Source organism: Microbacterium sp. CH-015 (assembly GCF_049707015.1).
Lineage (GTDB): Bacteria > Actinomycetota > Actinomycetes > Actinomycetales > Microbacteriaceae > Microbacterium > Microbacterium aurum.
In genome coordinates this window covers 55,952-69,453 of the sequence record NZ_JBNAFJ010000011.1, presented here as the reverse complement: position 1 = coordinate 69,453, position 13,502 = coordinate 55,952, and the positions used below count along the sequence as shown (strand labels likewise).

The following is a 13,502-nucleotide window of genomic DNA, read 5'->3' as shown; positions in this document are numbered from 1 at the left end:
ACCCGCCGAAGGCGAAGCCGCCGAAATCCTCACCGCACTACGACCGCGCGTGGGGCACTAAAATGGCACGACTCAGGTCCGACGATGCCGCAGGCGGGCGTTGACACCATGACACGTGTCCATTAGTGTCTAGATAGTAAAGTTTCCTAACTGCCTGGAGGATCGCGGTGAACGCATCGCCACCAGGCCACAGTCACGGGCCGGCACCCGCACAGCCAGGCCTGCTGCGCACGCTGAACAATCGTGTCGTGCTCGACCTTTTGATCGAACACGACACGTTGACCCGGAAGGACGTGAGCACGCTCACAGGGCTCTCGAAGCCCACTGCGTCGTCGCTGCTTCAGCGGCTCGAGGAGAGCGGCCTCGTACGCCTGAGCGGGTTCGGCGAGACCGGTCCTGGTGGCCGTGCGCCGCAGCTCTACCGGATCAATCCAGCCGCCGGGTATGCTGCGGCCGTCGACGTGCGCCCCGGGAGGGCGCGGGTTCGCATCGCGGACATCGCGGGGTCCGTTGTCATGGAGTGCGTGGAGGAGAGCGATCGAGCCGCAAACGGCCCTGAAAGTGCCGCCGCCATCGTCCGGTCCTGTTGCGACAGGGCAGGACTCTCGCCCGCCCAGCTCGACGCGATCGTCGTCAGCGTGCCCGGCTCGTACGACATCGCGACCGACACTCTCAGCTACGTCGACCATCTGCCCCGCTGGCAGCACGCCTCCGTCGGCGCCGAGCTGCGAATGCTGTTCCCCGACGCGTCGGTCGCCATTGAGAACGACGTGAATCTCGCCGCGATCGCCGAGCGGCATGCCGCCCGCGGCGAGTCCGAGAGCTTCTTCCTCTTCTGGCTCGATGACGGCGTCGGCGGAGCGATCATGATCGACGGTGCGCTTCATCGCGGCAGCCGCGGCGCTGCCGGCGAGGCCGCCTTCCTGCTCATCCCGGGTGCCGTGTTCGATGCCGAGAGCCGCACAGACGGAGCGCTCGAGCGCATCGTCGGCTACCCGGCATTGCGCGCTCGCGCCGCCGAAGCCGGGCTCGAGGCAGCGACCGCACCCGAAGCTTTGCGCGCGCTGCTCGATGACCCCACCGCAGCGCCCGCCGTCGCTGAACTCTGCCACCACTATGCGTGCGCCATCGTCTCGGTCATCGCAGTGATCGACCCGGCTCGCATCGTGCTCGCCGGCGAGCTCGCACGGCTCGGCGGCGAACGGCTGCGTGCCGAGGTCGCCCGGCAGCTCGCCGCGATCATGCCCGCGACACCCCCGCTCACCGTCACTGTGGCGACCGACACTCCGATCCTTGACGGCGCGATGATCATGAGCCTCGGGATCGCGCGCGACCGGGTGTTCACCACATGAGCGGGCGGCGCATTCGGCAGGCCGTGGTGGGCGGCGGCTCGGTCTGAACGCCTGAGCTCGCGGACGGCATCGCCCGCCTCGGCAAGACCCTCCCCGCCGAGGGGCTCGTGCTGGTGGACCCTGTCGTCCCCGCACGCATCGAAGTCGTCGCGGGGCTCACGTCGTGTCCTCGCCGCGGTCGGCAGCACCTGCCGTCTCACCGCGACTGCGGACACCCCAGCGGCCCTGCGACAGAGTGAACCAGTCCAGGAGGCACTGGGCGTTGTCGTGGCCGGATAGTGCCCATGGACGTGGCTATGGAGAGAGTCGGGAAGCCTGCCCAGTGTTTCCAAGGGTCTGCGGCGCTCGGAATCAGACGCGACGGCGGGGGTCGAACCCGCAACGCTGCCGGGTATGAACCGGAGCCCGGGACCGCCCGGATCGCCGCGATGCCATCACGCTACAACTCGGACCCCATGACACCCCGTTGAACGTCCCATGATTTCCCACTGTGTCTGCAGATGACGGCGCACATCGTCCCCGATTCGCGCGGTTATGCTGAGCGGATGACCAATGCGATGAGGCGCGGCATCACCGCGATCATCGTGTTCGCAGCGCTGCTGCTCGTGGGCGTCTGGGTGGCTGTGCGCGTGCCTCCGTATGCGGTCGGTCCGGGCGTGGTTCCGGATGCCGTGCACGTGTGGCCGGCGCGCATCCTGCTCGTGCTCACCCTCGCCTGGATCGTCATCGGCATCATCTCCGCACGCACGAGTCTCGTGGGCCGTCCCGGCGCGAGCGCGGCACGGGCATCCTGGATCGCATCGTGCCGTCCGTGGCGGGCGCGCGAGTCGAGCCTCGGGATGCTGGAGCTGGACCGGGTTCTGCTGCTGGTCATCCCGGGCGGGATGCTCGCCGTCACCCGCGTGCTGCAGTCGTCCGAAGGGGCGATCGCCCAGCTGGCCGTCACGCTCGGCGGATGGGTCGTGTTCGTCGTCGTCGCCGAGCTGTGGATGCAGCGGCGCTCGCCATGGGCGCTCATCGCGGCGGTCGCCGGCGTCGTCGTGCTGCGGTGCACCCTGACGCTGCTGCCGCTGTCGTTCGGCTTCCCGTACGGCGAGGGTGTGACCCGCATCTACATGGCACTGTCGACCGCCGGATTCCTGTGGACGTTCGTCGCCGCCGCTTGGTCGTTGTTCCCACGATTCGGCCCGCGCCGCGGCGTCGGAATCGTGATGGCCGCAGCCGGCGCGGGGCTCGCCGTCACGTGCACGGTGATCGGGCTCATCGGGCCCACCCGCGTGCTCGAGGGCTGGATCGACCACGTCAGCCCCCTGCCGTGGGGTCTCGTCCGCCTGCTCGGCGTCGCCGACATCCTCGGCGCCGTCACTACCGTCGTGTGGTGGCTCGCGCTCGCCGGACTCATCCTCGGGGCGATCGGCGTCGTGCTGGCACTGCCACGGCGGGTGCGCACCGCGCTGTAGGCGGCCCTTCGACAGGCTCAGGGACCTTTGGGTTCAGGATGCCTCGGCCCGCGCATCGAAGCGGGCGCGGGCATCCTGGATCTCCTCGACGTTCGCGATCGCCCACCCGGCGACCGCACCCGCGGGCACGGCGAGCCCGCGGCCGATCGGCGTCAGCTCGTACTCGACGCGCGGCGGCACCTCGGGATGACTCGTGCGGGTCAGGATGCCGTCGCGCTCGAGGTTGCGCAGGGTCAGGGTGAGCATCCGCTGCGAGATCCCCGGAACGTGCGCCAGCAGGTCGCCGGAGCGCTGCGGCCCGAACTGCAGGGTGCCGATCACCAGCAGCGACCACTTGTCGCCGATGCGGCCGAGGATCTCTCGCAGCACCTGCCCCTCGTCGGTGCCGGCGCAGCGCTGCTCGTACGCGGTCAGCATCTCTGTCGCCGACGTGAACTGCTGGTGCACGGTTCCTCCTCTGCGGCATCCGGAACACTTCTGTGCCTTTTGTACGGGTCTCGCGGATCGCCCACGATGAGGGTATGCCCACCATCGCAATCGTCGGAGCCGGTCCCGGACTCGGTCTCGCCCTCGCCCGCACGTTCGGCCGCCACGGATACTCGGCCGCCCTCGTCGCCCGCAACCCGCAGACGCTCGAGACCCTCACCGCGACCCTCGCGGGGGAGGGGATCGGCGCGGCCTGGTTCGCCGCCGACACCCGCGACCCCGCCGCGGTGACGCAGGCTCTTCAGGATGCCGCGGCCCGGTTCGGCGCCATCGACGTGCTCGAGTACTCGCCGTACTCGGCATCCGCCCCGCACCTCGACCCGCTCGACGTCACCGTCGACACCCTCGCCCCGGCCATCGAATCGCTCACGTACGGCGCGGTCGCCGCCGTGCAGGCGGTGCTCCCCGGCATGCGGGAGCGCGGCGAGGGCACGGTTCTGCTCACCGCCGGCAGCGGGTCCATCGACCCGGTGCCGATCTTCGGCGCGATGAACATGGCGCAGGCCGCGACCCGCAACTGGGCCCTCAACCTGCACAAACGGCTCACCGGCAGCGGCGTGCACGTCGGGCACGTCGCGATCGGCGTGTTCATCGGCGACGAGCCGCCCGCCCCGGGCTACCCGTTCCGCACGCCGACGCAGATCGCCGAGCAGTACTGGCAGCAGCACGTGCGCCGCGACGGGGCCGAGCTCGTCATCGGCTGAGACCGGCCCTTCGACAGGCTCAGGGACCTACAGGGTTGCGGCCCTTCGACAGGCTCAGGGACCGCCCTTCGACAGGCTCAGGGACCGCCCTTCGACAGGCTCAGGGACCGCCCTTCGACAGGCTCAGGGACCGCCTTCCGACAGGCTCAGGGACCTTGGGGTTCAGGAACTCCAGCGGGCGTCGTCGGTGCGCACGATGTCTTTGCCGAGGGGCATGAGCGAGATCGGCACCATCTTGAAATCGGCGATGCCCAGCGGGATCCCGACGATCGTGATGCACAGCGCGATGCCCGACGCGATGTGCGCGAGCGCCAGCCACCAGCCGGCCAGGATCACCCAGATCACGTTGCCGAGGAACGACCCCACCCCGGCGCCCGGCTTCGGCACGATCGTGCGGCCGAACGGCCACAGGGCGTAGTTGGCGTTTCGGAACGACGCGATCGCCCACGGGATCGTGATGATCGGGATGCACAGCAGGATGCCGGCGACCACGTACGCCAGGAACAGCCAGAAGCCCGCGAGGATCAGCCAGATGATGTTCAGCAGTGTGCGCACCCCTCCATCATCGCCGGACCCTCCGACATCAGCCTGAGAGCCACCGCGGTACAGTGGGGCGTCGCTTACCCGGAGCGATGAATTGGGGGATGCCGGTGGAGTCCTGGCCTGGAACCGCGTACCCGCTGGGGGCCACGTTCGACGGGAACGGCACGAATTTCGCGCTGTTCAGCGAGGGTGCCGAGCGGGTGGAGCTGTGCCTGTTCGACAGTGCGGGAAACGAGACCCGCGTGGACCTCGTCGACGTGGATGCCTTCATCTGGCACGCGTACCTGCCGCACGTGGGGCACGGCCAGAGGTACGGCTATCGCGTGTACGGGCCGTACGAGCCGGCATCCGGAGCCCGTTTCAACCCGCACAAGCTGTTGCTCGACCCGTACGCGAAGGCCGTCGACGGTCAGGTGAAGTGGGGCCAGTCGGTCTACTCGTACGACTTCGACGACCCCGACAAGCGCGACACGTCGGATTCCGCCGCCGACATGTTCAAGGGCGTGGTCGTCAGCCCGTTCTTCGACTGGAGCGGTGACCGCCCGCCGCGCACCCCGTACAACGAGAGCCTCATCTACGAGGCCCACGTCAAGGGGCTGACGATGCGGCATCCGGACATCCCCGAGGAGATCCGCGGCACGTACGCGGCCATCGCGCATCCGGCGATCATCGCGCACCTGCAGCAGCTCGGCGTCACCGCGATCGAGCTCATGCCGGTGCACCAGTTCGTCGACGACGACACCCTGCAGAAGAAGGGACTGTCGAACTACTGGGGCTACAACACGATCTCGTATTTCGCCCCGCAGAACACCTACGCCAGCGACCGCCACCGCGGCGACCAGGTGCAGGAGTTCAAGGCGATGGTCAAGGCGCTGCACTCGGCCGGCATCGAGGTGATCCTCGACGTCGTCTACAACCACACCGCCGAGGGCAACCACCTGGGGCCCACCCTGTCGATGCGCGGCATCGACAACCGCGCCTATTACAAGCTCCAAGACGACGACAAGCGGTTCTACACCGACTACACCGGCACCGGGAACAGCCTCAACGTCGGCAACCCGCACACGCTGCAGCTGATCATGGACTCGCTGCGGTACTGGGTGCTCGACATGCACGTCGACGGCTTCCGGTTCGACCTGGCCGCGACCCTCGCCCGCGAGTTCTACGACGTCGACAAGCTGGCCGCGTTCTTCGAGCTCGTGCAGCAGGACCCGGTGGTCTCGCAGGTGAAGCTCATCGCCGAGCCGTGGGATGTCGGTCCCGGCGGCTACCAGGTGGGCAACTTCCCGCCGCAGTGGACCGAATGGAACGGAGCCTACCGCGACACGGTGCGCGACTTCTGGCGCGGCGAGCCTCAGGCGCTCGGCGAGTTCGCGTCACGACTGACCGGGTCATCCGACCTGTACGCGCACTCCGGCCGCCGCCCGGTGGCATCCATCAACTTCGTCACCGCCCACGACGGCTTCACGCTTCGCGACCTCGTCTCGTACAACGAGAAGCACAACGACGCGAACGGCGAGGACGGCCGCGACGGCACCGACGACAACCGGTCGTGGAACGGCGGCGTCGAGGGCGACACCGACGACCCCGCCGTGCTGGCGCTGCGGTCGCGGCAGCAGCGCAACTTCCTCGCGACGCTGCTGCTCAGCCAGGGCGTGCCCATGCTGCTGCACGGCGATGAGCTCGGCCGCACGCAGGGCGGCAACAACAACGGCTACAACCAGGACAACGACACCACGTGGGTGGACTGGTCCGACACCGACTCCGCGCTCGTCGAGTTCACCGCGACGCTGTCGCGCCTGCGGAGGGAGCATCCCACCTTCCGGCGCAGCCGCTTCTTCGACGGCCGCCCCGCTCAGCCGAGGGATCCGGATGCCGCGGCCGCGGCGAAGCTCGACCCCGGCGCGCACCGCAACGACATCGCCTGGCTGCGTCCGGACGGCACGCTCATGGAGCGCGAGGACTGGGAGTCGGGCTTCGGGCTCGCCGTCGGCATGTTCCTCAACGGGCAGGGCATCCGCGAGCGCGACAGCCGCGGTCAGCCGATCGTCGACAAGCATTTCATCGTGCTGTTCAACGCGGGAGACGCCCCGATCGACTTCCGGATGCCCGACGTGCGGCGCTCGCCCACGTGGGATGTGCTCGTCGACACCGGCGGCCAGCTGGTGGGGCGTGCGCCGGTCGAGCCCGGCACGGCGATCACGCTCGAATCCCGCTCGCTCGTGGTGCTGCGCGAGCACCGCGAACGCCCGGTGGGCGCCGACCGCACGGTGGCCCCGGCCCTCTGAGGCCGCCGCGGGTCGGCGTCACGTGCCCGGGTCGGGCCGGGGAGCGAACCGCAGCGGCCAGCGCAGGCTGCGGTTCCAGTGCACCCGGAAGCTGCGCGCGACGGCGAGCCAGACCAGCACGATGGTGACGGCGATGAGGGATGCCGTCCCCGCCGCCACCATCGCCCAGCGCGGTCCGAACACGTCGATGATCGGGCCGGCGATGAGCGCGCCCACGGCCGAGGCGACGCTGAGGCTCGCGAGGTAGATCGCGATCACGCGGCCGCGCAGCTCGGGCGGCGTCGCGATCTGGATGAGGCCGTTGGCGGATGCCGTCGTCGTCATGACCCCCATGCCCAGGCATGCGAGCGCGACGCCGAAGAACCACAGGGCGGGTGCGATCGCGCAGATGAGGAACGCGGCGCCCAGTCCCGCGGACGCGATCGTGAGGTGCTTGAGCGTTGGCTGGCCGCGGCGGGCGGCCATCAGGGCGCCGGTGAGCGAGCCGATCGCCATCGCGGAGGTGAGGTAGCCGAGCATGTTCGCCCCGACATGGAACTCGATGCGGGTCATCGTCGCGATGTACAGCGGGGTGTTGAGCGCGAACAGCCCGACGAAGAACATCATCACGAAGATGACCGCGACGTCGCCTCTGGATCTGATGAACGAGAACGCCTTGCCCACCCCGCCCGCGGTCGGAAGCCGGACCGGGATGTCGCGGGCACTCGCCGGGATGATGACGAGCGCGATGATCGTCCCGGCGAAGGCGACCGCGTTGACCACGAATCCCCAGCCGGGCCCCGCGACCGCCACGAGCAGGCCGCCGAGCCCCGGGCCGATGAGCCGGCCGGCGTTGAACGACATCTGGTTGAGTGCGATGGCGTTGCCGATGCTGCTGATCGGCACGAGCTCCGAGACGAACGTCTGCCGCACCGGCTGGTCGAACGCCGACGTGATCCCGAGCGCGGCTGACAGCCCGAACACCATCCAGAGCTCGATCGTGCCGGTGAGGGTGAGCACCGCGAGGGCGATCGCGAGCAGTGCCTGGATGCTCTGCGTGACCAGCAGCGTCTTCTTCCGGTCGAACCGGTCGGCGACGAGTGCGGTCAGCGGCAGCAGCGCGACCGGCGGCAGGAAGTTCAGCACCATGTTGACCGCGACGGCGGTCGCGTCCTCGTTCGTGAGGACGGTGAGCACGAGCCAGTCCTGGGCGATCCGCTGCACCCACGTGCCGAGGTTCGACGCGGTCATCCCGATCCACCAGATGCGGTAGCCGCGGATGCGCAGGGAGCGGAACAACGTCGTCACCGCCTCTCGTCTGCACCGTGTCAATCGACCCGTCAGCTCTCCCGCCATCGGGTGAATGTATACATTAGCAGGATCGCGTGGCCGGGCCGCAAGCCGGCTCAGTGGAATCGGCGGCTCTTCCAGAGGAGGCGGCGGTGCGGCGCGGAGTGTCGTGCATACCGGGCGGATGCCCCGTCATGACGCGGAAAGTTCGCATTACCGATGCGGTGAGGATGCCGGGCGGTCGCCCCTTGCATCGATTCCACCCGGCGTCAAGAGAGAAGATTCTAGAATTTGACTCTTGCGGGATGTGCGCGCCGCGCATACATTTGGCTCGTTCGCCTTGAATGGATACTCAACGGTGAGTTTCCGGCCGACGACTCGATGAGGAGGACAGAGCCTATGCATGCCGTCGCACCCACGATGAGTTCCAGCCCACCCGACACCGGTCGCCGTCGGCGCAGCCCCTGGCAGGTGGTCATCGGCGGTGGTTTCGCGAGCGCCGTCGGCCCCGCCCCGGTGGGCCTGTCGACCCTGAGCCTGTTCGTCGTGCCGATCTCGCTCGAGATGGGCTTCGGCCGCACGATCGTCACGAGCGCATACACCGTCGGCGCCCTCGGCGTGGCCGTGGGCATGCTGCTGGTCGGACGCCTGCTGTCGACCTTCACGGTGCGCTACGTGCTCGTCCCGAGCTTCATCCTCTACGGGCTGTCGGTGGTCGCGATCTCGCTGACCCCGCCCGTTGTCGCCCTCTACTATCTGCCGTACTTCTTCCTCGGCTTCTTCGGCGCGGGCACGATGCTTCCGATGACCAAGGCGATCGTGTCGTGGTTCGACAACAAGCGCGCCCTCGCGACCGGCATCCACGCCGCCCTCACCGCTGTCGGCGCCACCCTTCTTCCCCTGCTCGCCGGGTTCCTCATCGCCGGCGTCGGCTGGCGCGGCGCCTACGTCGTGCTGGGACTCATCCCGGCCGTGTTCGGCACCATCATGGTGCTGCTGTTCGTCCGCGGCCGTGCCGAGCGCCACAACCGCGGCCGACTCGCGGAGTCGACGGTCGAGACGGGCTCCAACGTCAGCCTCGCGCTTCCCGGCCTGACCTTCCGCGAGGCCGTGCGCACGCGCCAGTTCTGGCAGATCATCCTCGGCCTCGGGCCCGTCGGCATGGTGCTGATCGCCCTGCAGGTGAACCTGGTGCCGATGATGACCGACGAGGGCCTCACCCCTCCGCAGGCGGCGCTGCTCCTCACCGTCCTCGGCCTCTCCTCGCTCGCTGGGCGCCTCCTCGGCGGGTTCCTCATCGACCGCATCCACGTGCGCATCATCGCGCCGATCATCATCCTCGCGCCGATCGTCGGCATCCTGCTGCTGCACGCGCCGTTCGTGCAGGCTGCCGCCGCAGTCGCGTTAATCGGCTTCACGTTCGGCATCGAGAGCGACCTCCTCCCGCTCACGGTCACCCGCTACCTGGGGATGCAGTCGTTCGGCAAGATCCTGGGCGTTCTGCAGTCGGTGTTCATGATCACGTCGGCCCTCGGTCCGCTGCTGATGGGTGCCGCGTTCGACGCCGCCGGCTCGTACGCCGGCGTGATGCCGCTGCTGATCGGCATCCTGGTGGTCTGCGCGATCATCATCTTCTTCCTCGGCAAGTACAAGTACCCGCCGATGACGGGCTTCGACAAGCTGGCCGCGACCGACGAGATCGCCGCCGCTGAGGTGCTCAGCAACCTCGCCGCCGGCGAGGCGCTGAGCGAGGCCACCGCCAAGCACCGCTCCTGAAGCGACACGTCCGGTCGCACCGGTTCCGACCGGACGTCGCACGTCTGCCCCTCTGAAAGGACCAACCATGCCCGAAGCCGTCATCGTCTCCACCGCCCGTTCGCCCATCGGCCGCGCCGGCAAGGGATCGCTGAAAGACACCCGCGCCGACGACCTGTCCGCGCAGATGGTGCGCGCCGCCCTGGCGAAGGTGCCCGAGCTCGACCCCGCCGACCTCACCGACCTCCTGCTCGGCTGCGGTCTGCCCGGTGGCGAGCAGGGGGCGAACATGGGCCGCCGGGTGTCGGTGCTGCTCGGCTACGACCACCTGCCCGGCACGACGATCACCCGGTACTGCGCGTCGTCGCTGCAGACCACCCGCATGGCCTTCCACGCGATCCGCGCCGGTGAGGGCGACGCGTACATCTCGGCCGGCGTCGAGCTGGTCAGCGGATTCGCCCGCGGCACCAGCGACGGCGTCCCCGGCGTGGACCTCACCAACCCGCTGTTCGCCGACGCGATCGCGCGCACCGCGCGTCGCGCCGCCGGCGGGGCGGAGCCGTGGGCCGACCCGCGCGACTCCGGCGAACTGCCCGACGCGTACATCTCGATGGGCCAGACGGCCGAGAACGTGCAGCAGCGCATCGGCATGAGCCGCCGCGAGCAGGACGAATTCGCCGTGCGCAGCCAGAATCTCGCCGAGAGGGCCACGGCCGACGGATTCTGGGCGAAGGACATCACCCCGGTCGTGCTCGCGGACGGCACCGTGGTCTCCACCGACGATTCCCCGCGTGCCGGCGTGACGCTCGACGCCGTCAGCCAGCTGCAGCCGGTCTTCCGCCCGGACGGCACCGTCACCGCCGGCAACGCGTGCCCCCTCAACGACGGTGCCGCCGCGCTCGTGGTCATGAGCGACGTCAAGGCGAAGCAGCTCGGCATCACCCCGCTCGCGCGCATCGTCTCGACCGCCGTCACCGGCCTGTCGCCCGAGATCATGGGACTCGGCCCCGTCACCGCGATCCCGGCGGCCCTGCGCTCCGCCGGTCTGTCACTGTCGGACATCGACCTGTTCGAGATCAACGAGGCATTCGCCGTTCAGGCGCTGGGATCGGCGCAGGCGCTCGGCATCGACATCGACCGGCTCAACGTCAACGGCGGCGCCATCGCGCTCGGGCATCCGTTCGGCATGACCGGCGCGCGCATCACCAGCAGCCTCATCAACGCCCTCGTGCAGTGCGACGGCCGGTTCGGCGTCGAGGCGATGTGCGTCGGCGGCGGAATGGGCATGGCGATGGTCATCGAGCGGCTGTCCTGAACAGCGCTCCGGATGCCGTCGGCGACGACCCGCCGCTCAGGACTGCGACCAGAGCGGCGCCATGAACCCGGGGGCGACAGCCCGCGACAGCTCGACGATCCGGTCGATGTCGCCCTCGATGTCGGCGTCGGCATCCTCGAGCCAGAACGCGATCGACGCGATCGAGCCGCCCGCCATATAAGAGGCCAGGAACGAGATGGCGAAGTCGTCGTCGGCGGAGACCCCGTCGGGGAGGAGGTCGGGATGCCGGCGCCGGAACTCCTCGTTGGTGCTGCGCAGCGCGGCGAAGAGCGTCTTCTGAAGGGATGCGATCAGCTCGCTGTGCAGCGGGCCCCGGTAGATCGCGTTCCACCGGGCCACGTGGCCGAGCGAGATGCGCAAGCGCTCGCCCTGGGGCATTTCGTCGGGCGCCTGGGCCAGCGCGGACAGCAGTTCGTCGCTGAGAGCCTCGCCCAGCAGCTGAATCGGGTTGGAGGCCGCGCTGTAGAAATCGTCGCGGGAGACGCCGGCGGCCGCGCAGATGCTGCTGACCGTGAGCTTCTCGTCGGGGCTCGCCGACGCCAGCTCGAGTGCGGCCTGGCGAAGTCGCACCACTACGGCGTGGTCGTTCATAGCTCGATCCTATCGTGGGCCCCCTCAGCTATGATCGGCGCGTGCGGGTGAGCGATGTGGTCTACGAGCAGATCCGTTCGGAGATCATCGAGTGGGATCTGAAGCCCGGTGCGTCGCTGGGCGAGATCGAGACCGCCGAGCGGGTGGGCGTCTCTCGCACGCCGGTGCGCGAGGCTTTCGCACGGCTCGCCGCCGAGGGCCTCGTGGTCACCTCCGGGCGCACGGTGCGCGTCGCGCCGCTGTCGCGCCAGCACGTCATCGAGTACTACGAGCTGCGCGAGGCGCTCGAGACCGCGAGCGTGCGGCTGGCCGCGAAGCGGCGCGACCCGGTCCGCTTCGATGCGATCATCCGAGAGCTGCGCGCGAGCCTCGAGGGTCTCGAGGAGCTCGATCCGAACCGGCTGTACCTCCTCGCGAGCGAGCTCGACGCGGCGATCGAGGAGGCGGCGGCATCCCGCTACATCAGCTCCGCGTTCGACGACCTCGGCGGACAGATGGCGCGCGTGCGCCACTATTCGCGGTCGGACGGCGAGCGCCTGGCACGGGCGGCGGAGGAGCACATCGTGATCGCGGAGGCGATCCTCGCCGGCGACGAGCTGCTCTCGGTCAGTGCGACGACCGTGCATCTGCGAAACAGCCTCGCCACGGTTCTGCGGTCGCTTCCCGAAGACTGACGCCTGACGCAGGACGTATACAACGGTCGGGATCCGCTGATCCGGGATCGTCTGCAAAGGCGCGGATCTGTCGGTTTGCGAAATCCCTGCGCGCGTGCAAATGTATACATTGAGGGCGAGGATGCCTGAGACGGGGTCATCCGTTCAGGTCCGCCCGCAGCGTGACGAAGGAGACACCGTGGGTTTTCTTGATGGCAGGGCCGTGACGGCGCCGGTCGGCGGGCATCCGCTGAGCGAGAGCGCGGGGGAGCCGCGCTCATGAGGATCGTGGTGCTGGTCAAAGAGGTCCCCGACACGTACGGCGACCGCAAGCTCGACCTCGAGACCGGCCTCGCCGATCGCGGTGCGAGCGAGGCGGTGCTCGACGAGATCGGCGAACGCGCGCTCGAAGTGGCGCTGAGCCACGCGGATGCCCACGCCGGCACCGAGGTCGTGCTGCTGTCGATGTCGCCCGAGTCGGCCGTGACGTCGCTGCGCAAGGGGCTCGCGATGGGCGCGGCATCCGCGGTGCAGGTCGTCGACGAGCGGCTGGCCGGCGCCGACCTGGGGCTCACCGCGGAGGTGCTCGCCGCCGCGGTGGCCCGTGCCGGCTTCGACCTGGTGATCACCGGCAACCAGTCCACCGACGGATCGGGCGGCATCCTGCCCGCCATGATCGCCGAGCGTCTGCGCGTCGCGCAGCTGACCGCCCTCGTCTCGGTCGACCTCACCGACGACGCCGTGCGCGGCCAGCGCCGCACCGAGTCGGGCATCGCCACGGTCTCGGCGAGCCTGCCCGCGGTCATCTCGATCACCGAGGCACTGCCGGATGCGCGCTTCCCGAACTTCAAGGGGATCATGGCGGCCAAGAAGAAGCCGTTCGAGACGATCTCCCTCGGCGACCTCGGCATCGACCCCGAGCGCGCGGATGCACCGCGCTCCATCATGACGGCGATCGCCGAGCGCCCGGCGCGCGAAGCCGGCACGAAGATCACGGACGAGGGCGACGCCGGCGAGCAGTTGGCGGCCTTCCTGGTGCAGAACCAGCTGGTGTAAGGGGACGAC

The 13,502-nt window shown here is 69.2% G+C and carries 12 protein-coding genes; 8 read left to right on the top strand and 4 right to left on the bottom strand.

Annotated elements, in window-relative coordinates; genetic code table 11:
- The first annotated feature begins 167 nt into the window (after positions 1-167).
- Together ACPYN4_RS13700 and ACPYN4_RS13695 are read left to right on the top strand one after the other, a co-directional pair.
- A complete protein-coding gene (locus tag ACPYN4_RS13700; protein WP_313895409.1) occupies positions 168-1,352 on the top strand; it encodes an ROK family transcriptional regulator in 1,185 nt (394 codons plus the stop codon).
- A 545-nt stretch (positions 1,353-1,897) separates the two neighbouring features.
- A complete protein-coding gene (locus tag ACPYN4_RS13695; protein WP_239282764.1) occupies positions 1,898-2,812 on the top strand; it encodes a hypothetical protein in 915 nt (304 codons plus the stop codon).
- 33 nt (positions 2,813-2,845) lie between these two features.
- Here ACPYN4_RS13695 and ACPYN4_RS13690 read toward each other — a convergent pair whose 3' ends face one another.
- Positions 2,846-3,259: a winged helix-turn-helix transcriptional regulator gene (locus ACPYN4_RS13690; RefSeq protein WP_239282766.1), complete on the bottom strand. Its 414-nt coding sequence runs from the start codon at positions 3,257-3,259 to the stop codon at positions 2,846-2,848.
- A gap of 74 nt (positions 3,260-3,333) precedes the next feature.
- Here ACPYN4_RS13690 and ACPYN4_RS13685 point away from each other — a divergent pair, with 74 nt between their 5' ends.
- On the top strand, positions 3,334-4,002 hold the full coding sequence (locus tag ACPYN4_RS13685) for an SDR family NAD(P)-dependent oxidoreductase (protein ID WP_239282768.1): 669 nt from the start codon (positions 3,334-3,336) through the stop codon (positions 4,000-4,002).
- 162 nt (positions 4,003-4,164) lie between these two features.
- Here ACPYN4_RS13685 and ACPYN4_RS13680 read toward each other — a convergent pair whose 3' ends face one another.
- On the bottom strand, positions 4,165-4,557 hold the full coding sequence (locus tag ACPYN4_RS13680; protein WP_239282770.1) for a YccF domain-containing protein: 393 nt from the start codon (positions 4,555-4,557) through the stop codon (positions 4,165-4,167).
- Positions 4,558-4,652: 95 nt separating this feature from the next.
- On the opposite strand from ACPYN4_RS13680, the gene glgX reads away from it, so the two are divergent.
- Positions 4,653-6,833 carry a glycogen debranching protein GlgX gene (gene glgX / locus ACPYN4_RS13675; RefSeq protein ID WP_239282774.1) on the top strand — a complete coding sequence of 727 codons (2,181 nt, stop codon included), beginning with the start codon at positions 4,653-4,655 and terminating at the stop codon, positions 6,831-6,833.
- An 18-nt stretch (positions 6,834-6,851) separates the two neighbouring features.
- Here the strand turns inward: glgX and ACPYN4_RS13670 are convergent, their stop codons facing one another.
- Positions 6,852-8,120 carry an MFS transporter gene (locus ACPYN4_RS13670; RefSeq protein ID WP_239282772.1) on the bottom strand — a complete coding sequence of 423 codons (1,269 nt, stop codon included), beginning with the start codon at positions 8,118-8,120 and terminating at the stop codon, positions 6,852-6,854.
- A gap of 381 nt (positions 8,121-8,501) precedes the next feature.
- On the opposite strand from ACPYN4_RS13670, the gene ACPYN4_RS13665 reads away from it, so the two are divergent.
- Together ACPYN4_RS13665 and ACPYN4_RS13660 are read left to right on the top strand one after the other, a co-directional pair.
- Positions 8,502-9,878, top strand: a complete 1,377-nt coding sequence (locus ACPYN4_RS13665) for an MFS transporter (RefSeq protein WP_424446672.1) — start codon at positions 8,502-8,504, stop codon at positions 9,876-9,878.
- Positions 9,879-9,945: 67 nt separating this feature from the next.
- The gene (locus tag ACPYN4_RS13660) at positions 9,946-11,172 is read left to right on the top strand and encodes an acetyl-CoA C-acetyltransferase (RefSeq protein WP_239282190.1); all 1,227 of its coding nucleotides are present in this window, start codon (positions 9,946-9,948) and stop codon (positions 11,170-11,172) included.
- Positions 11,173-11,208: 36 nt separating this feature from the next.
- Here the strand turns inward: ACPYN4_RS13660 and ACPYN4_RS13655 are convergent, their stop codons facing one another.
- Positions 11,209-11,784 carry a TetR/AcrR family transcriptional regulator gene (locus tag ACPYN4_RS13655; protein WP_239282189.1) on the bottom strand — a complete coding sequence of 192 codons (576 nt, stop codon included), beginning with the start codon at positions 11,782-11,784 and terminating at the stop codon, positions 11,209-11,211.
- Between the two features lie 47 nt (positions 11,785-11,831).
- On the opposite strand from ACPYN4_RS13655, the gene ACPYN4_RS13650 reads away from it, so the two are divergent.
- The gene (locus tag ACPYN4_RS13650) at positions 11,832-12,458 is read left to right on the top strand and encodes a GntR family transcriptional regulator (protein ID WP_424446671.1); all 627 of its coding nucleotides are present in this window, start codon (positions 11,832-11,834) and stop codon (positions 12,456-12,458) included.
- Between the two features lie 258 nt (positions 12,459-12,716).
- Complete coding sequence (locus ACPYN4_RS13645; RefSeq protein WP_239282187.1) at positions 12,717-13,493, top strand: electron transfer flavoprotein subunit beta/FixA family protein; 777 nt, start codon at positions 12,717-12,719, stop codon at positions 13,491-13,493.
- Positions 13,494-13,502 lie beyond the last annotated feature (9 nt).

Bases quoted from the DNA above. Each gene is read 5' to 3' on its own strand.
- ACPYN4_RS13665 (WP_424446672.1), top strand. From the start codon at position 8,502: ATGCATGCCGTCGCACCCACGATGAGTTCCAGCCCACCCGACACCGGT.
- ACPYN4_RS13685 (WP_239282768.1), top strand. From the start codon at position 3,334: ATGCCCACCATCGCAATCGTCGGAGCCGGTCCCGGACTCGGTCTCGCC.
- ACPYN4_RS13660 (WP_239282190.1), top strand. From the start codon at position 9,946: ATGCCCGAAGCCGTCATCGTCTCCACCGCCCGTTCGCCCATCGGCCGC.
- ACPYN4_RS13695 (WP_239282764.1), top strand. From the start codon at position 1,898: ATGACCAATGCGATGAGGCGCGGCATCACCGCGATCATCGTGTTCGCA.
- ACPYN4_RS13655 (WP_239282189.1), bottom strand. From the start codon at position 11,784: ATGAACGACCACGCCGTAGTGGTGCGACTTCGCCAGGCCGCACTCGAG.
- ACPYN4_RS13645 (WP_239282187.1), top strand. From the start codon at position 12,717: ATGAGGATCGTGGTGCTGGTCAAAGAGGTCCCCGACACGTACGGCGAC.